The following is a 23,524-nucleotide window of genomic DNA, read 5'->3' as shown; positions in this document are numbered from 1 at the left end:
ATTATCCAGGGATTGGCGGAGGTAGCGGTTGCCGGGAGCGCCGCATGACGCGCCGACACACTTCGGAGAAAACAAGATGGTTTCGACCTCTAATACCCTGATTGTGGATCGGCGCCAAAGCATGACCGTATGAGAAGCGCTGCCAAGCCTTTTAAAAAAAAATAACAAAATATGAGATTTGGGTGGGGTCACAATCGGCGCCGAGTGTGACCCCGACTCGCAGAAAAATTCGCTCGATTTAGCAATGACCTAAGCAGAATTGTGGGAGGGGTCATGCTTTGACGCAGATCCATACGTAGCCTGCGTCGATATCACGACGCGCGAGGAGGTCTATTTCGACACCACCAGTGAGACGGTCCGGCCCGAGCACATTCTGGCAAGCACCGCCATTCTTCCAGCCTTCCCACCGGTGGAGATCGACGGCCGGATGTTGTGCGATATCGGCTACACGAACAACCTACCACTCGATCCGGTGTTCGCGAACGAACCCGAGCGTGACCTCCTCTGCATCGCCCTGGACCTGTTCAGCCTGCAGGCCCCTCGACCGGGCTCCCTGGATGCCGTGCTGGAGCGCGCCAACGACCTGATCTTCGCCAGTGCGGCTCGCCGCGCCGCCCCAGGGCTCACGCGCGAGTATGAGCTTCGACAGCAGTTGAACCCTGACGGACCGATTGCGACCCTTCTCCACCTCGCCTATCAAGCAGGAGCCGATCAACTCTCGGCCAAGAGCTTCGACTTCTCGCCCTCGTCGATCCGTGATTGCTGGGATGCCGGCTCGCGCGATATGGTGCGCGGCGCCGACTGGCTGACGGGCGACATGCCAACAGGCCAACGCTTCGTCTACGCAAGCCCCTGACTGAGGATCGGCCTGGAAGAAGGCCTCGACCTTCTCTCCCCTCAGCCCTACCCCGATCTGATCACGGGGCTGGTTGGACGAGAACGGAGTGGTAAGTTTCGATGCTTATGCCTCAGCAAGAGAAACCGTAGATTTTGTACGGAGAAATAAGCCAATGGAACGATTATCGTCCCTAGGCTTGTTCTTTCTTTGCGGCGCAATATGCCGTGGAGTGCACTGCGATGATCGGACCTGCTGAACTCGAAGACATCCGACTGGATCTCAAGGCCGAAGAACTGGAGCGTAAAGCCGCTGCAGTTGCGAGGGGCGTAATGCCAATGTCCGAGGATGCAATCGCCTGTGTAGGAAAGAACAGTACGCCGACAACCTCAACCGCCACCGATTCCAGTTATAACTTTCCCTGTACCATTGCAGTCAGGACATGGGTCTGAGCCAGTTTTCCCGGTGCCGCTGCACCTTTGGCATAAGTTTTCGCCTGTTCCAGGCGTGCCGGGTGAGGCTTCGTCACCGGGTTTAGGCTGGTTACTGTCGACCATAGCGCTCTCCATGAAGTGCGGAACAACGGGTGCTGGTGACGTGATCCGTGAGATAGCCTCATGGCACTCAAACTATGAAACTGATTGCAAGACCACGAAGGCGCTTTGCCCTTACCCTGCGCCGTAACCACCCTTCTCATTGGTAGGGTGGTTGCTCGTGGAATGATCGTCATATCCTCCCGTCGAGGGCCCCTTATCCGCGGAAGGCTCTACCGAGCGTGGCCCTGTTGGACCGGCGTCGGCGAGTTCGGCCGGCTCCTTGACTCTTTCTACGGGGTGAGCCGGTGGCGGCGTTCTGATTTCGTTTGGTGCGACATCATCTCGTGAGGCCAAAGCAATTCTCCATAGGTAGGGGGCTGGAAGGGTTCAGGATGTCGACCACTCTCGCTTGACCTCCTCCGCAGAGCGGTCGAGGCGAACCGTGTTGCCCTCGACAGCTTGGACGAAATCCATGGGAATGAAGTGGTGGAGCCCTTCGGCCGCCGAGTCCTTCTTCGTCAGCTTGATCTCACCGTGGTCGACATGATCGACGGTACCCACATGGACGCCATCCGATCCGACCACGTCAGCGTGTTCATTGATCTGAGACACATCGACCATCGGTTTCACTCCCTGTTCCGACCTCAACGGGAGGGGGGTCGAGGCGTTCCTTTGTAACCGGCGCTAGGCCGCTACGGCCGGCAACGGCTCGATGCGATCCAGTTCCGGGCCGATCTCTGAAAGCAGGGTCTCGCTCTCGAAATCAGCCTGTAGGTTGAGCCAGAACTGGTGCGATGTACCGAAGTACCGAGCTAACCGGAGGGCGGTGTCGGTGCTGATGCCGATCTCCTCCTTCGCGATGCGCTCGATGCGCGAGCGAGGAAGGCCGAGTGCCTTAGCGACTGCGCCAGCGCTCAGCCTGAGTGGCACCATGAACTCCTCCCGTAGGACTTCCCCAGGATGGAGCGGCGGAAGTCGCTCGACATCCTCTCCAGCCTCGAAGGCCTGACGAAGGGTCGTGATGCTGATCATGTCGGACATGGCAGAGCCCCCCTTGGCTAGTGGTAGTCACAGAACTCGACCCGTTCCGGTCCTGCGTCAGTCCAAACGAAGACGATGTGGAACTGGTCGTTGACGGCGATTGCGTGCTGCCCGGCGCGATCTCCGATTAGGGCGTGGAGCTTGTTCGCGGGCGGTGACTTCAGGTCCTTTAGGTCGACAGCGTTATGCAAAGCGCGGAGCTTGCGCCGGGCAACCTTGAGGAGGTCGGCCGGGAAGCCTTTCGGGCAGCGGCCCCGAAACACCGCCTCCGTCATCCGGTCATGGAAACTGCGGATCATCACGCCGCCCGTGTCGCACTCGTCGATACATGTATCGCTCACTGCAACATGCAGGTCAAGCGGGACGTACCATTCAGTGCAACAATTCTAGTCAAGCCCAATGGCGAGGCGGGGCGATGAGCCCGCCTAATCGACGTAATTTATCCTCGCACGGAACCGGATGCCAGGCCCTCTCCGGTTCTCGAAAATGGGCTTTTAGAGCGCGCGAGTCTGAGCGCGTTTCCCTTCGGCCGCCCCCATTCCCATTAAAAAACTCGGTCGCTTTTATGGGGCGCACAAGTTCAGGCCGGCAGAGTGTCGATCGCCTAGGTGAACTCCTCGCCTGTCACGGCATTCAGCAGGAACAGCGTGCTGAAACCGGCGAAGGCGTTGCGCAGCGCTTTGATGTCGAGGAGGTCGCCCTTTGTAACCTTGACACCTTCTGGGAAGCTGGCCTTGGCGGGATCGCGGGTCAGAACACGGACGCTGGCGCCACGCCGGGTGAGCTGTTCGACAGCGAGAGCAAAGACCCCACTCAGAAACATTCCGTAGGTGATCGCGATGGCGGCGATCTCCCGGTGTTCGTGCAGGAGGGTATCGCCGTCGATCATCAAGGCCTGGCCGGTGATCGGCTCGGCCGCAGAGGCCGGAGCCAAAGCCAGGGTGAAGGCAAGACCGTAGACGGGGCAGCGCATCGCCTTCTCCGGTTTTTGTGGCACTAATCGGCGACGTTGCTGCTTCCATGGCGCCGCGTGTATCTGCTTCATCTTCGCTCCTTAGGGGCTACGATGAACCAGCCATCCTCCGTTCGTGAACACCCTCAATCTGTCCCACAGGTGCTGACGTCGGACATGCGGTGAGGCCCGTAAGCCGGTCGAGACCAATCTGTTCCGTCATGGCATAACTGAAGCGCCGTATGGCGGAATTATCAAGCTCAAAGCGAAGATCTAGGTTCAGGTCATCGGCGGCCGACGGCGCCTTGCACGAGGATCAGGACCATGACCGACATCAGCCCGCTTGCAGATTCCACCCTTCAGGGTCGCACTGTCCTCATCTTCGGCGGCACCTCTGGCATCGGCTTGGCTGCCGCAACCCAGGCCAAGGCTGCGGGCGCCAAGGTGATCGTCGTCGGGTTCAATCCCGAGGGCGCGGAGAAGGTCGCGACGGAGAACGGCTTCGATGGCTGGCGTGCGGCCGACGTCACCAAGGCCGAGACCATCACACAGGCACTCGCCGACATCCCGCACGTGGACCACCTCGTCCTCCTCGCCGGCAGCTTCGTCGCCGGCAAGGTCCTGGAGGCCGAAGTCGCGTACCTGAAGCGCGCCTTCGACGAGCGGATCTGGGCGGCCGTTCATACCCTGCGGACGCTCGGTGACCGCCTCGCTTCCGATGGCTCCGTGACCTTCATCTCGGGGGCACTGGCGGATCGCCCGAGCGCCCAGGGTACTGCCGTGCTCGCCGCCGCCTCGGCCGCGATGGAGGCCTTTGCACGAGGCCTGGCGCTGGAACTCGCGCCGGTGCGCGTGAACACGCTTTCACCCGGCACCACGGACACGCCGCTCCTCTCCCGTACGCTCGGCGCTCATCGCGATGCCTATGTGGCGGCCCTCACCGAGAAGCTGCCGCAGCGTCGTCTCGGCACCGCAACTGAGGCCGGTGCGGCAGTCGTCTTCCTCATGAGCAACGGCTTCATGAACGGCGAGACCCTCCACGTCGATGGTGGCGCCCGGCTGATCTGAACGCCCGACCTTACCTTGCCCAAGTCTACCCGCCGATAGTCGTTGCACGAACGAAGGTCCGCTTCATGACTTGGACATCAGGAAGCGGACCGGCAACAATGGGTCGAATACGGAACGTCCGATTCCGGGCGGAGAGCGAAAGCCCGCTTCCCACCCATCGCGGATGCTCAAGGCGGGCACCATCCGTCAGATTTCCACCACGAGCTTGAGCTTTTGAAGTGTCGCGCGTTTTCTGACGTAGAACCAGTGCCCGCTTTCGCTGAACCCGCTGAGCCGGGAAAGGACAGCCTGTGACCGAGGAAGCGCCTTTGACCCAGCGCCTGACGAGGGCGCCCGTCCTGATGGATCCCGAGCGTGCGGCGGCACGGCTCAAGGAGGTCGAGGCCGCGTTCGGCCATCTCGACGAGGCGGGACGAGCGCTGCTTCTCGGCCTTGCCGACCATTCTCCCTTTCTTTGGCAGCGTGTGGTGCGGGACCCCGCGCGCGTCGCCGCGATGCTGGATCGACCGCCCGAACGCTTGGTGGCCGACCTCATCGCCCGGCAGCGCTCTGCCGCACGCCAGGAATCCGGAGAGGTCCGCGATCTCGACGCCGTCGCCGCCGAGCTTCGACGCAACCGTGGCGATCATGCCCTTCTCGTGGCCCTCGCCGATATCGGCGGGCTCTGGCCCCTGGCGACGGTGACCAAGGCGCTCTCCGATTTCGCCGATGCCTCCGTTCATGCAGCAGCCGAAGCTCTCTTGTTGCAGGCGGCCGAGGCCGGGCGGTTTTACCCCCATGACGTCGCGAACCCGCAGCTCAAATCCGGCCTCGTCATCCTCGGCCTCGGCAAGCTCGGAGCCGGCGAGCTCAACTATTCCAGCGACATCGACCTCGTCGTGTTCTTCGATCCCGATATCGCGCGGTTGAAGGAAGGCCTGGCTCCGACGCCGTTCTTCTCCAAACTCGCGCAGGGGATTGCCAAGCTGCTGCAGGAGCGCACTGCCGAGGGTTACGTCCATCGCGTCGATTATCGCCTGCGCCCCGATCCCGGATCGACACCGACGGCCATCTCGCTGAACTCCGCCTATCTCTACTACGAGAATCTCGGCCAGAACTGGGAGCGTGCCGCCTATATCAAGGCGCGCGCGATCGCCGGAGACGTCGAAGCGGGCGAACACTTCCTGACTGGCCTAAGGCCCTTCGTCTGGCGCAAGTATTTCGACTTCGCCTCCATCGCCGACGTCCATGCGATGAAGCGCCAGATCCATGCCGTGCGCGGGCACGACACGATCGCGGTCGCAGGCCACGACATCAAGCTCGGGCGCGGCGGCATCCGCGAGATCGAGTTCTTCGTCCAGACCCAGCAGCTCGTCTTTGGCGGGAGACGGCCCGACCTGCGCGGCCGCCGCACCATCGCGATGCTGGCGGCGCTCACCGAGGAGGGCTGGATCGACGGCACCGCGCGCGACGAGCTGGGGCAGGCCTACGATTTCCTGCGTACCATCGAGCACCGCCTGCAGATGGTGAATGACGAGCAGACGCAACGATTGCCGACCGAAGAGGCCGGTCTCGAGAGCTTCGCCCGTTTCGCCGGTTTCGCCGACGCCAAGGCCTTCGAGACGGAACTGCTCCATCACGCCCGGCGGGTGCAGGCACATTACGCGTTGTTGTTCGAGGCGGAACCGGACCTGTCGGCTTCCGTGGGGAATCTCGTCTTCAGCGGGACGGACAACGATCCCGCCACCCTCGCCACCCTTCGGACCCTGGGGTTTGCCGATCCCGAGCGCGTGGCCGAGACGGTGCGCGGCTGGCATTTCGGTCGTCGCCCCGCTGTCCGCACGGCGCGTGCCCGCGAGGTTCTCACCGAGCTCGTCCCGGCCTTGATGCAGGCGCTCGGCGGCACGCCGAACCCCGATGTGGCCCTGGATACCCTCGACCGCGCCTTCGCGCGGATGCCGGCGGCGGTGGAACTCCTCACCATCCTGCGCTCGAACGATCGTCTGCGCCTGCTCTTCGCCGACCTGTTGGGAAGCGCTCCGCGCCTGGCCGAGACCGTCGCCTTCAGTCCCCATGTCCTCGACACGGTCATCGACCCGGCCTTCGTCGTGCCGAAAGTGGATGCCGAGGACATCGCCGCGCAGTATCACGGGCTGGTCGGTAAGCCCGCGGCCTATGAGGATTTCCTCGACCGCAGCCGGGACGCCGCGCGGCAATTGCGCTTCGTCACGGGGGCGCGACTGCTCACGGGCATCCTGTCGCCGCAGGCGGCGGGGCGGGCCTATGCCGGCATCGCCGATGCCGTCGTGGCGGCAAGCCTCGAAGCGGTCTCGCGCCAGTTCTTCGCCGAGCATGGGGAGGTGCCCGGCGGGCGCTGTGTCGTCCTCGGCCTCGGGCGGCTCGGGGCCAACCAGATGACGGCGGAATCCGACATCGACCTCGTCGTGCTCTACGATTTCGATGCGGAGAACCGGACGAGTCTCGGGCCGAAGTCCATCGACGCGGTCATGGCTTACAACCGGTTGACGCAACGCCTCGTCGCGGCGCTGACCGCACTGACCCGGCGTGGCGGTCTCTACGAGGTCGATCTTCGCCTGCGTCCCGGCGGCGGGCAGGGGCCCGTGGCGGTGCAGGTGCGGAGTTTCCTTCCCTATCAGCAGGAGGAGGCCGATCTATGGGAGCATATGGCGCTCACCCGCGCCCGGGTCGTCGCCGGGGATCGGAGTCTCGGCGACGAGGTGATGGGGCAGATCCGGACCATCGTCGGGCTGAAGCGCGAGACGGCGGAGGTCTTCCGCGCGGTTCGCGACATGCGCCAGGTCGTGGCCAGTGAGAAAGGGTTTGCGGGGCCGCTCGATCTCAAGCTGGCGCCGGGAGGATTGCTCGATCTCGACTTCATGGCCCAGGCCCTGACCCTGGCCCATGCTGAGCGCCATCCCGGTCTTGTCGGCCTCGATGCATCCTCCGTCTTCGCCGAGGCTGGTAATCGGGGCCTTCTGCCGGTGAACGAGGCGCGTCGGCTCGGCGAGGCCTATCGCCTCTTCGACGACGCGCTCCATTGGCAGCGTCTCATGGGCGAGGCGGAATCGAAGGCGGGCGCGTCGGTGGCGCTGACGCGGCTCGCCATCGCCATGGGCCTGCCGGATGCCGCGACCCTGGCGGCGGAACTCGATGAACGCCGCGCCGAGGTCAGATCGCTGTTCGAGCGCCTGCTCGGTTGAGCCTCGCAGGCCCGCTTTCGCGGGCCTCCCGCACCGGAATCGGACCCCTCCGCCGCTTCGTCGTAAATCTCGTCCGATGGCGGTCGAAAGGGGGGTGCTATGGCGGTGATTTCAGAGGAGGCCGCGCGCCTTGGCCAGGGCCACGAGGTCGTGCTGCGGTCGGGCACCGATATGCTGGATCACCTCCGCCGCCGCCAAGGCTCCGAGCCGGGCGCTCGACACGTTGTCGAGGCCGCGGGCATGGCCGGCGAGGAAACCCGCCGCGAACAGGTCTCCGGCGCCGGTCGTATCCACCAATTCGGTCACCGGTGCGGCCTCGATGGCGCGGATCTCACCGCCCTTCACCACGATCGCGCCCTCGGCAGAGCGGGTGACGAGGCCGAGGAGATGCATGCCGCGCTGGTTGCGCTCGTCGCGCAAAGCTTTGATGGCCGCTTCCTCGTTGTCCGTCTCGTAGAGGCTTTTCAGCTCGCCAATATTGGCGAACAGGATATCGATGCTGCCGTCGCGGATGAGGCCCAGGAACTCCTCGCGGTAGCGGCCGACGCAGAACGCATCCGATAATGTGAGTGCGACGGCGTTGCCGGCATTGTGGGCGATCTTGGCGGCCTTGCGGAAAGCCTCCTTGGCCGCCGGCGGATCCCAGAGATAACCTTCGAGATAGACGGTGCGGGCGCTCGCCACGGTGGCCTCGTCGACATCGGCCGGTGACAGACCCTGGCAGGCACCGAGATAGGTGTTCATGGTGCGCTCGCCATCCGGCGTCACCAAAATGAAGCAGCGGGCGGTGGCAGGCCCTTCCAGCGCGGCCGGCACAGTGAAGGAGACCCCCGTCGCCTTGAGATCATGGGCGAAAAGCCCCCCGAGCTCGTCGTCGCGGACCTTGCCGATGAAGCCGGTCTTCGCGCCGAGGAGAGCCGCGCCCACCGCGGTGTTCGCGCCAGAACCGCCGGAAACGATGGTGGCCGGTCCCATCACCGAGAACAGGCTCTCCGCCCGGTCCTCGTCGATGAGCTGCATCGCGCCCTTGGCGACACCCTGCTGTTCGAGAAATCCATCATCCGTCCGCGCGATCAGGTCGACGATGGCGTTGCCGAGGACGAGAAGGTCGAGGGGAGCGGACATCGGACATCCTGTCTGGCGCTGGCGATGCCGCAGGCTGTGGCATCGCACCCAAGGAGGGTCAAGCGAGGGAGGGCACCATAGATCGCGGCGGCGTCGGCTATTGCAGCGCCTTCACCTCACACTGCGCGTAGTCGCCGCTCGCTTTCACATAGGCGTTCAGCGCCTTCACATAGGCTTCGGCCAGGGGACGATAGGCCGCGATCTGGAGATTGTAAGCCTTCACCGCGTCGTTGAACGTGTAGGCCTCCCAGCCGGGGCATCCTCCCTTGGCATCGAGGCAAGCCGGCTTGGCGGGGGCGGTCGGCTTCGTCGGGCGCGTCGCCGGGTCCGGCGGCACGGCCTTCGCGCATTCCGCCATGGCGAAGGATGGGAGAAGGGCCGTCAGAATGAGAGCCGCTCCAAGAAGCCTGACACGCATCACTGGAAACTCCTCACGTTCCAAACGCCCGCACCAAGAGGGCGCTGAGCTTGTGCGCGAGGGATTCGCCGGTCGCAAGCGCTCAACTCGCCTGGACCGCTTCCCGCCCGGACTGATGGGGGACAGGCCTGCCCTTGCCGCCTCTGGTCATGGCGGGCCGCATCACGTTGAGCAGGGGCAGAGCGATGCCGGTGACGAGCACCCACCAGGCCGGGCGCAGGCCATCGTAGAATTCGAGATTGGCTCCGAGCACCGCGCTGGCGGGCACGCCGCTCTTCACCCCATACCACGCCGCCTCCACCAGGGCGGTGACGAGGGAGGCCGCGATGGCGAGGCCGAACAGGGTGATCGCGTTCATCGGCAGGCGGAAGCGCTGCATTCCCCGCCAGCCCATGAGCAGAAGAAACAGACCCGTCCAGTAGACCGGCGCCGACACGTCGATCTTGGCCTGAAGGAAGTAGTGGAACAGGCCGAGCACCGCGATGACGTAGACGGTTTTATGCAGGCGCGGCCAGGCTTTGCCGAGACGGCGGATCATCCCGTCCGTGGAGGTGATCCCCAATACGGTGAGACCGACGAGGGCCACGAAGCCGATGGAGAGATAGAACCGCGAGACGATCTCGCTCACCACCTTAGACAGGATGAAATTCTGGTCCACGACATAGAGACCGAGATGGACGAGCCCGTAGGCGAGGACGGTGAGGCCGAGCATGCGCCGGACCAGGATCAGTTTCGGATAGTTCGCGATCCGCCGCAGCGGCGTCACCGCCAGCGACAGCAGCAGGAATCGCACCGCCCACTCTCCTGTGCTGTGAATGAGGGCGGTGATCGGCTTTGGCCCAAGGGCGTCGAGCCCATAGGCGGCGGCGAGCCAGAGGCCGGGCGCCAGCGCGAACAGGAATGTCGCGAGTTTCAGGCCCGAGACACGACCGGCGCGGTCACGCCAGGGAGCGGAGAAAGCGGGTGTGGCAGGCATGAAGGTCCGTCAGCGGAAAAGTCTTCACTCTCAAATAGGTGAGCGTGGGGACGATATAGGGTGGCCAGTCACACGTTCGCGCGAGACCGCCTGTTCCATTCGTATGGCTTCCGCCGAAGGTTACCTCTCCACCGTGCCGCTGCGGCGCATCCGTGGGGCCTCCCGTCGCCGTGCCCGGTTGTGATAAACCCCGCGATGCCCCAGCCAAAGCCGTGAAACGTGTTCATGCCCGCATCCGCCTCGCCCGACCCGATCGATGCCATGAGCGCCGAGGAGGCTCGCGCCGAGCACTCTGCCCTGTCAGAGCAGATCGCGGAGGCAGACCGGCTCTATCACGGAGAGGACGCACCCGAGATCACGGATGCGGAATACGATGCCCTCCGGCGCCGCCTCGAGACGATCGAGACCCGCTTTCCGGATCTTGCCGGCACCGGACAGGCAAGCGCCTCCGTCGGTGCGAAGGCCTCTGAGAAATTCGCTAAAGTTCGGCACGCGGTGCCGATGCTGTCGCTGGGCAATGCCTTCGCGGATGAGGAGGTCCACGATTTCGTGGGCCGGGTCCGTCGCTTCCTCAACCTGCCCGATGAGCCGCTCGCCTTCACCGCCGAGCCCAAGATCGACGGCCTGTCCCTCTCCCTACGCTATGTCGAGGGTAAGCTTATCACGGCGGCCACCCGCGGCGATGGCGAGGTCGGCGAGGATGTGACCGCGAATGCGAGAACCGTCTCGGGCATCCCAGAGGTGCTGGCTGGGACGGGTTGGCCGGAGATCTGCGAGGTACGCGGCGAGGTCTATCTCTCGCACGCGGATTTCGCCGCCATCAACGCTCGCCAGGAAGCGGCAGGAAAGGCGCTTTTCGCCAATCCGCGCAATGCGGCAGCCGGGTCCCTGCGCCAGCTCGATTCCCAGATCACCGCCTCGCGGCCGTTGAAATTCTTCGCCTATGCCTGGGGTGAAATGTCGGAGATGCGGGAGACGACGCAGCACGGCATGATCGCGGCCTTCGCCTCCTGGGGATTCGCGGTGAACGACCGCACGGTGCTCTGCGCCGACGCGGATGCCATGCTGGCGCATTACCGCGTCATCGAAGAGGATCGCGCCGGCCTCGGCTACGACATCGACGGTATCGTCTACAAGGTCGACGATCTGGCTCTTCAGCGACGCCTCGGCTTCGTCTCGCGCAGCCCACGCTGGGCGCTGGCGCATAAGTTTGCGGCGCAGAAGGCCTTCACGATCCTGGAGGCCATCGAGATCAATGTCGGCCGGACCGGGTCCTTGAATCCGCTCGCGCGGTTGAAGCCGGTAACGGTGGGCGGTGTCGTTGTTTCGAACGCGACGCTTCATAATGAAGGCTACGTCCAGGGCGTTGGCGGGGACGGCGAGCCGATCCGCGACGGTCGCGACATCCGCGTCGGCGATACGGTCATCGTCCAACGTGCCGGCGACGTGATCCCGAAGGTGATGGATGTCGATCTTGCGCGGCGGCCGCCGGAATCGAAGCCCTATGTCTTTCCGGAGACCTGCCCCGCCTGCGGCAGCCGCGCCGTCCGCGAGGTCAATCCACGCACCGGACAGCGCGATGCGGTACGCCGCTGCACTGGCGGGCTCATCTGCCCGGCGCAGGGACTGGAGCGCTTGAAGCATTTCGTCTCGCGCAACGCCTTCGATCTCGAAGGCTTCGGCCAGACCTATATCGAGGTGCTTTTCGAGGCCGGACTCATCAAGGAACCCGCCGACCTGTTCCGCCTGGAATTCGCGCCGTTGAAGGAGGCCATCGTCGCCCGTCGAGAAGCGCTTTCGGCCGAGCGTCGCGCCGAAGGTGAGCCGCCACCGAAAAAGGCGAAGAAGAAGGGGGACGACGAGGACAAGGCCATTAAGAACCTGCTCGCCTCCATCGATGAGCGCCGCAGCCTGGCCCTCAACCGGTTCCTGTTCGCCCTCGGGATTCGCCATATCGGTGAATCCACCGCCAAGGCCCTGGCCAAACGCTTTCCGGATATGCCGAGCCTGATGCAGGCCCTCGCCGCCGCTGCCGCCGCTCAAGCTGGACCGGACTGGCTCGAACTCTCGGCGGTACCGAGGGTTGGGCCGACGACGCGGGACCGGTTGCTCGAATTGGGTTTCGTGGGCGAGGCGGAGGGCAGCGAGGTCGGGACGGGCCGGCGCCCGACTACGGCGCAGCGGGCTAACCTGATCGCCCATTACGGCGACGAGGCTGCCGTGGAAGCAGCCGTCGCCCGCGCCCGTGACCAGCGTCCCGGCGATCCCTATCGGGTCTTCGCCGACGATGGCGAGATCGGCCCCGTGGCCACCGATTCCCTCATCGCGTTCTTTGCCGAACCTCACAATGCCGATGCGGTCAACGCCCTGCTCGGAGAAGTGAAGACCGAGCCGATGGCGGTGGCCGCCACTGCGACCGCTTTCGCCGGCAAGACCCTTGTCTTCACCGGCACCCTGGAGCGCATGACCCGAGGCGAGGCCAAAGCCACGGCTGAACGCCTCGGCGCCAAGGTCTCGGGCTCCGTCTCGGCCAAGACCGACCTTGTCGTCGCGGGGCCCGGCGCGGGCTCAAAGCTGAAAGATGCCGAGAAGCACGGGGTCAAAGTGGTGAGCGAGGAAGATTGGATCGCCATGGTGGAGACGGCGTGACGACGCTCGCCATCGATTTCGAGACGGCCAACGAACGGCGCGACAGCGCCTGCGCGGTCGGGCTCGCATGGATCGAAGGCGGCGCGGTGGTCCGGCGTGAATCACGCCTGATCCGGCCACGTGAGATTCGGTTCTCGCCAGGCAACATCCGGGTCCACGGTATCCTGCCGGCGGATGTCTGCAAGGAACCGGAATTCCCGGATGTGATGGCGGAGTTCCTGCCCGACCTCTCGTCCGGGCTGGTACTCGCTCACAATGCCGGCTTTGACATGGGTGTGCTCCGGGCTTCGCTCCACGCCTATGGCATGACCGTTCCAGCCTTCGCTTCGCTCTGCACACTTCAAATCGCGCGAAAAGTGTTTCCCGCACCGGAGGGATGCGGCCTCGGCAAGGTCGCGGCCCGGCTCGGTATCCGTTTCGAACATCACGATGCGGGTGAGGACGCCTATGCCTGCGCGGAGATCGCCCTCGCTGCGGCGAGGCAGCACGGAGCTCCTGACATCACTGCCCTGGCAAGGGCGATCCACCTGCCGGTTACGCGACTGCCGGCCGGATATGTCGAACGGGAAACAAGGTCGTTCGAGTCACCCGTCTCGCCGATCGGGGCGATGCGGTTCTCCGTGCGGGGTAGCAGCGGCAATCTCTACGCGGTGACCCTGGAGGACCGCCCGAGCGGCCCGCGTCTGCGATGCACCTGTATGGCGGGACGCTACGGTGTCGCCTGCCGCCATGCCAAGGCGCTTCTCGTCGGCGACATCACCGATCTCGTATCGGGCAACCACGCGGACGTGGTCGCCCTCAGCCGGATGTTCGACGAGGCCGCGATACCGCGACCCCGGGACATGTGACCGTTCAGATGACCTTGAGCAGGGCGTCGACGCCGGAAATTTCGGTCTTGGCCGGGGATTCTTCGACGTTAAGGACCCGTACGACGCCGTCATCCACGAGCATGGAATAACGCTTAGAGCGCGGTCCGAGACCGAAGCCGGCCCCGTCCATGTCGAGGCCGATGGCCTTGGCGAACTCGGCATTGCCGTCGGCGAGGAACTCGATCCCGTCGGCATTGCTGGCCTTCTGCCAGGCTTCGAGGACGAACACGTCGTTGACGGAGGTCACTGCCACGGCATCGACGCCGCGTGCCTTGATCTCTTCCTGCTTCTCGACGAAGCCGGGCAAGTGGTTGCGGTGGCAGCTCGGCGTGAATGCGCCTGGTACGCCGATCAGCACGATGCGGCGCCCCTTGAAGATATCGTCGGTGGTCTTAGCCTCGGGACCCCCGGCGCCATTCACGCGAAAGGTCACCTGTGGAAGGTGGTCGCCAACCTGGATCGTCATCCGTCGTCGTCTCCTCAGATCGCCTGGAGCCCATGCCCGGTCTCGATGACCGAGTTCTGACACCACGGCGCGCGAGAGCTCATGGGCCAATGGAGCCATGATGACCCCCTATAGGTGAGAAGGGTCTAGCCCGAGCCTCGGGGCGTGTCGAGGCGAGCCTCCGCGAAGGAGCCCCCGTCCACATTCCATTGATGGACGTCGACCGTATCGAGCGGGCACGGATAGGTCGTCGTCCTCAGCCCCGTCGGGTTCGAGCGAAAAGAGGATGCGAAAGGCCGTTCCCGTTTCCCGAACTAGCAAGGGCTGAAAATCCGTGGGGAAGGATGATGATTCAGCCCTTCCCGACGCCGTGGACCTCCAACTCCCCGCTTCGATCCTTAGATCATCGAAGCTTAGGAACTTCGAATTTTCCAGAGATGCATCCTTCACGCGCCGTCGCTTCAGCAGGGACAGGGAGGTCGTCATCCTTCTTATCGATGGGCTGGATCGCATCCCTGCTGGACAAGCCATCACGCCCAGGTAGCATGATGCGATGCGACATGATCCGGTCTCCGCCTATCTCGACGGTCAGTTCCTCGTGGCGATGCCCGGCCTTACGGACGAGCGCTTCGCAAGGTCGGTGATTTATCTCTGCGCCCATTCCGCCGATGGTGCGATGGGGATTATCCTTAACAAGCCGGCCAGCGACCTGAACATGCCCGACCTCCTGGTCCAGTTGGACATCGCCAGTGAGGACGACGCGATCCGCCTGCGTGAGAAGGTGGGCCATATTCCTGTGCTCATGGGCGGTCCGGTGGATGCCAAGCGCGGCTTCGTGCTTCACACCGACGACTTCCACATCGATCAGTCGACACTCATCATTGATGATGGGATCTGCCTCACCGCGACCGTGGAGATTTTACGGGCCATCGCGAACGGGGCGGGGCCTACCAGCGCAGTCCTCGCCCTCGGTTATGCAGGGTGGCAGGCAGGCCAGCTCGAGAGCGAGATTCTCGCCAATGGCTGGCTCAATTGCCCTGCAGACCCAGAGATGATTTTCAATGCTGCGCTCGAAACGAAGTACGAACGCACTCTGCGCAGCAACGGTATCGACCCGGCGATGCTATCCTTCAGCGCAGGGCGAGCCTGAACGGATCGGCTCGTATCGCTTCATTCTCCGATCGGCGAACCGTCACTGTCTGGGTTCATACCCTCCACCGGCGGCTTCGCCTTACGAGGCCTGGGCGTCGTGCTCGCGGTCGGTGTGCTCGTATTGGCGCCAAGCCTTGCCGCGAGGGAAAGTGCCCGCGCCTCGGTGAAACGCACGTTGCAGAAGCCGTGGGCGCCCTCCCGGGCATAGGTCCGGCACGTTTGCTCACGGTCGGAGGAGAAAGCCGCCTGTTCGGTGACGATGGTGCGGACGTCCTGCCCACGGGCGCGCTGGGTCATCACCTTGTAGTTATCACGCACAGCCTTGTCGGCGACGCCTCGTCCAGAGTCGAATTCGGCGGAGCGAGGGATTAGGGTCGCTGCTGCAGGACCCCATAGGCCGCCCGGATTGGTGGCGCAATCTGCCGATGCGAAGCTGCAGACACGGCCACCGCCAATCGGTGTCACCAAGACGCTGCCTTCGAGGATTTCGAACCGAAGCGGGCATTCACCGCCGGTGATCTCGTAGCGCGCCACGCCCTGGGGACGTCCCTCGGAGGAAAGAGAGATCGGCGAGCCCCCGGATAGCGGTACCTTGCAGGTCTCGCTCGGCTGCGAAATCTTGGTGCCGGGCAAGGTGATCCGCGCGGTGGCCGCATTGCCAGCCTTGTCGATCTTGAGGCTGCCAGTCAGGCCATTGAGCAGGAGTTCCTGGCCAAGGATGTTGTCGTCGCTCGGTGTTTTCAGGACGACGGGGCGCGGGGGCGCAGGGGCCGGCCTTGGAGCTTCAGGGGCTGTTTCTCCTGGTGCGCCCGGCGGCAGCAACGTCCCCGGCTGAGGCGCTCCGGCCGGAGGTACCCCGCGAGGTGGTACTGGAGGCTTAGCCGCCTTGCCGATGCCGAACAGCTCCTCGAAAAAGTTCTGCGCCCCGGCTTCGTTCGCCGGAAGGGCGACGAGAGGCAGGACGAGGAGTGCAGGGAGCAGGTGGAAGGCGCGGGATGGACGCATCAAGTCTTTCATGCCTTTGGAGCTCGCGGCACCGGACTGGTGAACGGTGAATGTGCGTCGGGCTCTCGTTCTTGCATCAACTGTTTCGAAACCCTGATGTCACATCCGGGGCTGATGCTTTCGCCGACAAACTGACTTTTGACCCGCTTTGACGGGCCGGAAGCCCGTCTTCCACGTTCCAGACTAGCATGTGATGGGTGGCGCGGACGTGGCGTCCCTGCAACATTTTTGAGATCCATGCTGCCGAATATCGATCATCCCCCGTGCAAACATCCCGATTCGCGAAGGAGATAGGATCGGCGTGGCAGTTCGGAACGCTTCGCCTTGCGGCTCCGCATCACCCTTCTTATATCCGGCGGGACGCGGGATTAAGACCTGGATTGGCGCGTTTCAGGCGCTCTGGCTGGTTCGAATTCCGCTCTCACAATCTTTCGTTCTTCACCGCCATGGGCCGGGCCGCTTCGGGGCTCGGCGGTCTGCTTGACCAAATGACATGAGAGGGATCCCGCCATGGGTAAAGTAATCGGCATCGATCTGGGCACCACCAATTCCTGCGTGGCCGTCATGGAAGGCACGCAGCCCAAGGTCATCGAAAACGCGGAAGGCGCGCGCACTACGCCGTCGATCGTCGCCTTCCTCGACGACGGCGAGCGTCTCGTCGGCCAACCGGCCAAGCGTCAGGCCGTCACCAATCCGGAACACACGTTCTTCGCCATCAAGCGTCTCGTGGGCCGTACCTACGACGACCCGATGACGCAGAAGGACAAGGGTCTCGTACCTTACAAGATCGTCCGCGGCGACAATGGCGATGCCTGGGTCGAGGCCGACGGCAAGAAGTATTCTCCCTCGCAGATCTCGGCTTTCACGCTTCAGAAGATGAAGGAGACTGCTGAGGCACACCTCGGTCAGCCGGTGACGCAGGCCGTCATCACGGTCCCCGCCTATTTCAACGATGCACAGCGTCAGGCGACCAAGGATGCCGGCAAGATCGCCGGCCTCGAAGTCCTACGCATCATCAACGAGCCGACAGCGGCCGCCCTGGCCTACGGCCTCGATAAGAAGAAGACCGGCACGATCGCAGTTTATGATCTCGGTGGCGGCACGTTCGATGTGTCGATCCTCGAGATCGGTGACGGTGTGTTCGAGGTGAAGTCCACGAACGGCGATACCTTCCTCGGCGGCGAGGATTTCGATAACCGAGTCGTCGAGTACTTGACCTCCGAGTTCAAAAAGGAGCAGGGGATCGATCTGACGAAGGACAAGCTCGCCCTTCAGCGCCTCAAGGAGGCCGCTGAGAAAGCGAAGATCGAGCTGTCTTCGGCTACTCAGACCGAGATCAACCTGCCTTACATCACGGCCGACGCCACGGGGCCTAAGCACCTCGCTCTGAAGCTCAGCCGCGCCAAGTTCGAGTCCCTGGTCGACGACCTCGTCCAGCGCACGATCGAGCCCTGTCGCAAGGCTCTCAAGGATGCGGGCGTCTCGGCTTCCGAGATCGACGAGGTCGTGCTCGTCGGCGGCATGATCCGCATGCCTAAGATCCAGGAGGTCGTGAAATCCTTCTTCGGCAAGGAGCCCCACAAGGGTGTCAATCCGGATGAGGTCGTGGCCATCGGTGCGGCGGTCCAGGCCGGCGTGCTCCAGGGCGACGTCAAGGATGTGCTGCTTCTCGACGTGACCCCGCTGTCGCTTGGCATCGAGACGCTGGGCGGTGTCTTCACCCGTCTGATTGACCGCAACACCACGATCCCGACGAAGAAGTCGCAGACCTTCTCGACGGCCGAAGACAACCAGAACGCGGTCACCATCCGGGTCTTCCAGGGTGAGCGCGAGATGGCGGCTGACAACAAAATGCTCGGCCAGTTCGATCTGATGGGCATCCCGCCGGCCCCGCGCGGCATGCCGCAGATCGAGGTGACCTTCGACATCGACGCCAACGGCATCGTCAACGTGACGGCCAAGGACAAGGCGACGAACAAGGAGCACCAGATCCGCATTCAGGCTTCGGGTGGTCTGTCGGATGCCGATATCGACCGGATGGTGAAGGACGCCGAGGCAAATGCCGAGGCGGATAAGAAGCGTCGTGAGTTGGTCGAGGTGAAGAACCAGGGCGAAAGCCTGATCCACGCCACCGAGAAGTCGGTGAAGGAGTATGGCGACAAGGTCTCGGCCGACGACAAGGGCGCCATCGAGACCGCTATGACTGCCCTTCGCACGGCCCTCGAGGGTGATGATGCCGAGGTCATCAAGTCCCGCACCACGGATCTGATGCAAGCTTCCATGAAGCTCGGTGAGGCGATGTACGCCGCCAGCCAAACGCCGGAAGGCGGGGCGGATGCCGCTGCCGGTGAGGAGACTAAGAAAGACGATGTCATCGACGCCGACTTCCAGGAAGTCGATGACAAGGACCAGAAGAAGCGGGCATAAGGCGCACGCTGCATGCGGGGCCGGAGTGATCCGGCCCCGCATCACGTCTGGTTACCGACAATGGCGCGATTCCCGTGACGATGGGTGAGATCCGCCGGGGACTCTTGAGGACGGGGAATGTCGAAGCGGGACTACTACGAGATTCTTGGGGTCTCAAAGACCGCGACCGACGGCGAGATGAAGGTCGCCTTCCGCAAGCTGGCAATGACCTATCACCCGGATCGCAATCCGGGGAATGCGGAAGCAGAACTCAAATTCAAGGAAATCAACGAGGCCTACCAGACGCTCACCGATGGGCAGAAGCGCGCGGCCTACGATCGTTTCGGTCATGCTGCCTTCCAGCAGGGGGGAGCGGGTGGCCCCGGATTTGGAAACGAGTTCGGCGACTTCATGTCAGACATTTTCGATAATTTCTTCGGTGATGGTCGAGGGGGGGCAGCAGCCGGCGGCGCGCGAGGCGGTCGCGGTGGCGCGACCCGTGAGCGCGGCGCAGACCTGCGCTACAATCTAGAGATCTCTCTTGAGGATGCGTTCGCCGGCAAGACCGAAACCATCACGATGGCGACGGCGGTAACCTGCGAAGTCTGCTCCGGCAGCGGTGCGAAGGCCGGGTCCAAGCCGAAGCCCTGCCAGACCTGCGGCGGCTACGGCCGCGTGCGGGCGGCCCAGGGGTTCTTTGCCATTGAGCGTACCTGCCCGGCTTGTCATGGGCGCGGAGAGATCATCGACAATCCGTGCGGAAATTGCTCCGGCGCGGGTCGCGTCACGCGAGAACGCACGCTGTCCATCAACGTCCCGGCGGGGGTGGATGACGGTCTGCGCATCCGTCTGGCTGGAGAGGGCGAGACGGGACTGCGAGGCGGGCCGGCAGGCGATCTCTACGTCTTCCTGTCGATCAAGCCGCATACCTTCTTCCAGCGCGATGGTGCCGATCTTTTCTGTCGCGTCCCGATCTCTATGGTGACAGCCGCCCTGTCGGGCGAAATTACGGTGCCAGTCATTGATGGTTCGCAGACGGAAGTCCGCATCCCCGCGGGGACGCAGACCGCCAAGCAGTTTCGCATAAAGGGTCGTGGCATGCCGGTCCTGCGGTCGCGGGATGTCGGCGATCTTTATATTCAGGTCTTCGTAGAGACCCCGCAGAACCTATCGAAGCGTCAGCGCGAGCTCCTCCAAGAATTTAATAGTACGGCCTCCGAAGAGAACCACCCTGAGAGCGCAGGCTTCTTTTCGAAGGTGCGGGACTTCTTCGACGGTCTCAGCGGGGCAGCCCGCTCGTGACCGGCGTCTTCATCCGCGACGGCGGATCGAAACCGGCTCTTCGCCGTTGTAGCTGTGGCGGTGTTGCATCGGCGCTGCGAGCACGCTCCGCCCTCCCTGATGATACGAGGCTTGTGTCTTGACGGACATCGCTCTTTTGTCGTCTAGCCTTAGCCTCCCACGCGTGATCTGAGGATAGTGGATCTTGTTGCCGCTACGCCGACCCAGCGCCAAAGCCTACGCCGCTACCGGTTCTGTCCGTGAACGGCGGGAGCCGCTGGAGGATGAAGCTCGCTTTCTGCGCTCTTGGTTCGAGAGGCCGCTCGTTACCGGTTCGGTGACGCCGTCGGGCAAGATGCTCGCGCGGATGATGGCATCCTATGTCGATCCTCGTACGCCGGGCCCCGTGATCGAACTCGGACCCGGTACCGGTCCGGTGACCGAGGCACTCATCCGCCGGGGCATCGAGCAGGAACGTCTCGTGCTCGTGGAGTACAATCCGGATTTCTGCAAATTGCTGCAGAAGCGTTTTCCTCGCGCTACGATCCTGCGCGGCGACGCCTACAACATGAAACAGACGATCGGTGAGTTACTCACTTCAAAGGCCGCTGCAACCGTCTCCAGCCTGCCGCTGTTCACCAAACCTCTCGAGCAACGTCTTGATCTTCTCAATGCCGCGCATACGATGATGCATCCGGGTTCGCCCTTCGTGCAGTTCACTTATGCGGTGGTGCCGCCGATCCCCGAACGCTGCGATGCCGGGAGCTATACAGCCAGCCGCTCGAGCCGTGTATGGCTCAACCTTCCACCAGCACGGGTCTGGGTTTACCGCCGTCCCTGAGTCATTGCTGCCGAACGTTGGCTGAAGAGCCGGCTCATCCACGGTTCAGCCCATTGCTCCTACGGTCTGGCTATAGCGCCGGGATCGCCCTGGCGTAGCAATCGACGGAGGCTGACATGGCGTTTCGCGCATTCGCACATCGGATGAGAGGTTGGTTTGCCGCTGCGGCCCTCGCCGTCGGCGTTGTTGGCATGTCACCGGGCATCGTTCAGGCAGCACCCCTTTCCCCTTCCGTAGCCTTGGTCGATCCGGCACAGGCCGGTTTCGTTCCTGTTCAGTACGGTTGGGGCGGGCACCATCACCATCACCATCGTAGGCACCATGGCTGGGGTGGACATCATCGCCATGGCTGGGGCGGGCACCGGGGGTACGGCTGGGGCGGTCATGGTCATCATGGATGGCGCCCGCGCCATCACGGTTGGGGCCACCATCACCATCACGGGCATCGCCACGGCGGTTACTATCGCTTCTAGTAAAAAAGCCCCAGCGGGCTCGTCCGCTGGGGCTTCTTCTTGGTTTCCCATAGGACCAATCTATCCCATTCCAGGGCTAAAAGAATTTCGCCTTCGGCATGGTCATCGGTGCCATTCACGATACTCGAGTTCTCTGGCGAGGCCGGCCAGTTCTTGAACTTAAACGGCGCGGGCCGTTCCTCTTTCAGCGCCAGCTGTCGTGCTCCTCAAGCGATCCGTTGGGCAATGTCCGGAGGCGATTGAGGGGCATCGGGGGCGATCCGGTAGGCAGCACGGAGGGCTACTTCAGCGGTATCGGCCTGGGCTTCTGTCCGCGCATGAATGATGCCGAGGAGATCGGCTGTATCTCCCGGGCGGGCGAGTGAAGAGAAGCCGACTGCCGGGTCGATATCGTCTTGTGGCCGGGTACGGCCGCCGCCGAGTGAAATGACGGCAAGCCCGAGTTTGCGAGTCTCTACCCAGGCGACTGTACCGGTCGTGGTCATCTTCACCCGGCGGATCACCGGTGCGACGGAGCAATATTGGTCGGTTTTTTCGATGAAATCCGCAGGCCCCCCCAACTCAGCCAGCATCCGTCCGAAGATTTCGAGCGCCCGTCCGGAGTCGCGTGCCTGCTCGACCCTGCGGGATGCGTCGTCGAAATCCTTGGCAAGGCCGCCCAGCATCAGCATCTCGGCACAGAGCGCCACGGTTACGGCATGGAAGGCTGGTTCACAGGAGCGACCGGCCAGGTAATCCACCGCATAGGAGACTTCGAGGGCGTTGCCGGCAGAGGAGGCCAGGGGAGCGTCCATGTTAGTGATAAGCGCGACGGTTTTCAACCCAGCGCCCTTGGCGACGGTAACGATGCTTTCCGCGAGAGCCTGTGCCTCCTTCGTCCCCGCCATGAACGCTCCGGAGCCCGTCTTCACATCCATCACGAGACCGTCGAGCCCGGCCGCGAGCTTCTTCGACAGGATCGATGCCGTAATCAGGTCGAGGGATTCCACCGTGCCGGTGACGTCACGGATGGCGTAGAGCCGCCGGTCCGCTGGAGCTAGGTCGGCCGTCTGTCCGATGATGGCGCAACCGACGGAGCGGGTGACGCTGCGGAAACGATCGAGACCGGGTGTCGCGTCGTAGCCGGGAATGCTCGCGAGCTTATCGAGGGTGCCGCCGGTATGGCCCAGGCCGCGGCCGGAGATCATTGGCACGTAACCACCGCAGGCAGCCACCATGGGTGCCAGAGCGAGGCTGACCGTATCGCCGACGCCGCCGGTGGAGTGCTTGTCGAGCACCGGGCCGGGTAAATCCCAATCCAGCACTGAGCCCGAATGGGTCATCGCCCGCGTTAGGGCCACGCGCTCGGCCAGTGACAGGCCACGGAAAAACACGGCCATAGCGAAGGCGGCGGCCTGCCCCTCGGTCACCCGCCCATCGGTGAGACCGGAGATGAAGTCGGCGATCTCGGCATCAGCGAGAATGCGTCCATCCCGCTTGGCCCGGATCAGCTCCTGCGGTAGCATCAAGCGCGGCCTCCAAGGCTCGCAGTCAGCGCGTCATGCAGGCTGCTCGCCCCGATGCGGAAAGTCTGCGGCTCGACCCAGCCCGGCCCCATGATCCGGTCGGCGATGGCGAGATACAGGGCGGCATCGGCCACGGTGCGCAATCCGCCCGAGACCTTAAATCCGACAGGGCGATCACTGTCCCGGATGGCGGCGAGCATCGCCTCCGCGGCCTCCGGCGTTGCCGAGATGACGCTCTTGCCCGTTGAGGTCTTGAGGAAATCCGCCCCCGCGGCGATGGCGAGGCGGCTTGCCTCGGTGACTTGGCCGATTCCCGGCATCGCTCCGGATTCGAGGATCACTTTGAGAATGGCGCGCCCTGCAATCTCCCGCACGGCCTCAATCATCCCTGCCGTAGTCCTCGTGTCACCGGCAAGGTACGCCCGATAGGGTAGGACGAGATCGATCTCATGCGCGCCGTCATGCAGCGCCTCGGCGGTATCCTCCACCGCGCGCTCGATATCCGTGCCTCCGGCTGGGAAGTTGATCACCGTGGCGATACGCACCGGAGTCCCGGCCAGCAACTCGACGCAGCGCCCGATATGCTGGGGCCAGACGCAGACAGCGGCGACACGGCTTGCCCGGGCCTTGCCGCAAAGCGTCGCTATGGCCTGATCCGAACAAGAATCGCCGAGATCGGTGAGATCGAGAAGGGGCAGCGCGCGTCGGGCAACGGCGGTTTCGGAATGATGGGGATCGTCGCTCATG

19 protein-coding genes and 2 pseudogenes are annotated in these 23,524 nt (G+C 63.7%); 9 read left to right on the top strand and 12 right to left on the bottom strand.

Annotation, left to right across the window (positions count from 1 at the left end; genetic code table 11):
• Positions 1–295 precede the first annotated feature (295 nt).
• A pseudogene (locus IPV08_RS20530) lies at positions 296–856 on the top strand (DUF3734 domain-containing protein); the annotation flags it as partial.
• Positions 857–1,758: 902 nt separating this feature from the next.
• Here the strand turns inward: IPV08_RS20530 and IPV08_RS20525 are convergent.
• From IPV08_RS20525 to IPV08_RS20510, 4 genes and pseudogenes are all read right to left on the bottom strand, one after another.
• Entirely contained in the window at positions 1,759–1,992 is a 234-nt protein-coding gene (locus tag IPV08_RS20525; protein WP_207413299.1) for a DUF2171 domain-containing protein, read from the bottom strand.
• Positions 1,993–2,055: 63 nt separating this feature from the next.
• Positions 2,056–2,412: a HigA family addiction module antitoxin gene (locus tag IPV08_RS20520; protein WP_207413297.1), complete on the bottom strand. Its 357-nt coding sequence runs from the start codon at positions 2,410–2,412 to the stop codon at positions 2,056–2,058.
• A 17-nt stretch (positions 2,413–2,429) separates the two neighbouring features.
• Entirely contained in the window at positions 2,430–2,711 is a 282-nt protein-coding gene (locus tag IPV08_RS20515; protein ID WP_207413316.1) for a type II toxin-antitoxin system RelE/ParE family toxin, read from the bottom strand.
• Between the two features lie 308 nt (positions 2,712–3,019).
• A pseudogene (locus tag IPV08_RS20510) lies at positions 3,020–3,235 on the bottom strand (NAD(P)H-binding protein); the annotation flags it as partial.
• A 453-nt stretch (positions 3,236–3,688) separates the two neighbouring features.
• Between IPV08_RS20510 and IPV08_RS20505 the strand changes: the two are divergent.
• Entirely contained in the window at positions 3,689–4,432 is a 744-nt protein-coding gene (locus IPV08_RS20505) for an SDR family oxidoreductase (protein WP_207413295.1), read from the top strand.
• Between the two features lie 341 nt (positions 4,433–4,773).
• Complete coding sequence (locus tag IPV08_RS20500; protein ID WP_246748095.1) at positions 4,774–7,632, top strand: bifunctional [glutamine synthetase] adenylyltransferase/[glutamine synthetase]-adenylyl-L-tyrosine phosphorylase; 2,859 nt, start codon at positions 4,774–4,776, stop codon at positions 7,630–7,632.
• A gap of 111 nt (positions 7,633–7,743) precedes the next feature.
• Here the strand turns inward: IPV08_RS20500 and IPV08_RS20495 are convergent, their stop codons facing one another.
• From IPV08_RS20495 to IPV08_RS20485, 3 genes are all read right to left on the bottom strand, one after another.
• Complete coding sequence (locus IPV08_RS20495; RefSeq protein ID WP_207413291.1) at positions 7,744–8,757, bottom strand: adenosine kinase; 1,014 nt, start codon at positions 8,755–8,757, stop codon at positions 7,744–7,746.
• Between the two features lie 97 nt (positions 8,758–8,854).
• A complete protein-coding gene (locus IPV08_RS20490; RefSeq protein ID WP_207413289.1) occupies positions 8,855–9,175 on the bottom strand; it encodes a hypothetical protein in 321 nt (106 codons plus the stop codon).
• Positions 9,176–9,257: 82 nt separating this feature from the next.
• Positions 9,258–10,151, bottom strand: coding sequence for a protein-methionine-sulfoxide reductase heme-binding subunit MsrQ (locus IPV08_RS20485; protein ID WP_207413287.1), 894 nt, complete (start codon positions 10,149–10,151; stop codon positions 9,258–9,260).
• A 225-nt stretch (positions 10,152–10,376) separates the two neighbouring features.
• On the opposite strand from IPV08_RS20485, the gene ligA reads away from it, so the two are divergent.
• Entirely contained in the window at positions 10,377–12,800 is a 2,424-nt protein-coding gene (gene ligA, locus IPV08_RS20480; RefSeq protein ID WP_207413285.1) for an NAD-dependent DNA ligase LigA, read from the top strand.
• The gene (locus IPV08_RS20475; protein WP_207413283.1) at positions 12,797–13,648 is read left to right on the top strand and encodes an exonuclease domain-containing protein; all 852 of its coding nucleotides are present in this window, start codon (positions 12,797–12,799) and stop codon (positions 13,646–13,648) included. Before ligA ends, IPV08_RS20475 begins: the two co-directional genes overlap by 4 nt.
• 4 nt (positions 13,649–13,652) lie before the next feature.
• Here the strand turns inward: IPV08_RS20475 and IPV08_RS20470 are convergent, their stop codons facing one another.
• Positions 13,653–14,135: a peroxiredoxin gene (locus IPV08_RS20470; protein ID WP_056429647.1), complete on the bottom strand. Its 483-nt coding sequence runs from the start codon at positions 14,133–14,135 to the stop codon at positions 13,653–13,655.
• A gap of 532 nt (positions 14,136–14,667) precedes the next feature.
• On the opposite strand from IPV08_RS20470, the gene IPV08_RS20465 reads away from it, so the two are divergent.
• On the top strand, positions 14,668–15,264 hold the full coding sequence (locus IPV08_RS20465; RefSeq protein ID WP_207413281.1) for a YqgE/AlgH family protein: 597 nt from the start codon (positions 14,668–14,670) through the stop codon (positions 15,262–15,264).
• Positions 15,265–15,284: 20 nt separating this feature from the next.
• Here IPV08_RS20465 and IPV08_RS20460 read toward each other — a convergent pair whose 3' ends face one another.
• Positions 15,285–16,271, bottom strand: coding sequence for a hypothetical protein (locus tag IPV08_RS20460; RefSeq protein WP_207413280.1), 987 nt, complete (start codon positions 16,269–16,271; stop codon positions 15,285–15,287).
• 510 nt (positions 16,272–16,781) lie between these two features.
• On the opposite strand from IPV08_RS20460, the gene dnaK reads away from it, so the two are divergent.
• The 3 genes from dnaK (at position 16,782) to IPV08_RS20445 (ending at position 20,799) form a co-directional block, all read left to right on the top strand.
• Positions 16,782–18,698, top strand: a complete 1,917-nt coding sequence (gene dnaK / locus IPV08_RS20455) for a molecular chaperone DnaK (RefSeq protein WP_056429641.1) — start codon at positions 16,782–16,784, stop codon at positions 18,696–18,698.
• Between the two features lie 117 nt (positions 18,699–18,815).
• Positions 18,816–19,979 carry a molecular chaperone DnaJ gene (gene dnaJ / locus IPV08_RS20450; protein ID WP_056429639.1) on the top strand — a complete coding sequence of 388 codons (1,164 nt, stop codon included), beginning with the start codon at positions 18,816–18,818 and terminating at the stop codon, positions 19,977–19,979.
• A 184-nt stretch (positions 19,980–20,163) separates the two neighbouring features.
• Complete coding sequence (locus IPV08_RS20445; RefSeq protein WP_056429636.1) at positions 20,164–20,799, top strand: rRNA adenine N-6-methyltransferase family protein; 636 nt, start codon at positions 20,164–20,166, stop codon at positions 20,797–20,799.
• Positions 20,800–20,993: 194 nt separating this feature from the next.
• Here the strand turns inward: IPV08_RS20445 and IPV08_RS20440 are convergent, their stop codons facing one another.
• The 3 genes from IPV08_RS20440 to deoC form a co-directional block, all read right to left on the bottom strand.
• Entirely contained in the window at positions 20,994–21,194 is a 201-nt protein-coding gene (locus IPV08_RS20440; RefSeq protein ID WP_207413278.1) for a hypothetical protein, read from the bottom strand.
• Positions 21,195–21,478: 284 nt separating this feature from the next.
• On the bottom strand, positions 21,479–22,777 hold the full coding sequence (gene deoA / locus IPV08_RS20435; RefSeq protein ID WP_207413312.1) for a thymidine phosphorylase: 1,299 nt from the start codon (positions 22,775–22,777) through the stop codon (positions 21,479–21,481).
• Positions 22,777–23,523: a deoxyribose-phosphate aldolase gene (gene deoC, locus IPV08_RS20430; protein WP_207413276.1), complete on the bottom strand. Its 747-nt coding sequence runs from the start codon at positions 23,521–23,523 to the stop codon at positions 22,777–22,779. The genes deoA and deoC overlap by 1 nt, the downstream gene beginning before the upstream one ends.
• Position 23,524 lies beyond the last annotated feature (1 nt).

This window comes from Methylobacterium sp. SD274 (assembly GCF_017355285.1).
In the GTDB taxonomy this organism is placed as follows: domain Bacteria; phylum Pseudomonadota; class Alphaproteobacteria; order Rhizobiales; family Beijerinckiaceae; genus Methylobacterium.
Note: the sequence above shows the minus strand (reverse complement) of the source record. Positions and strands in the feature narration are given on the sequence as shown.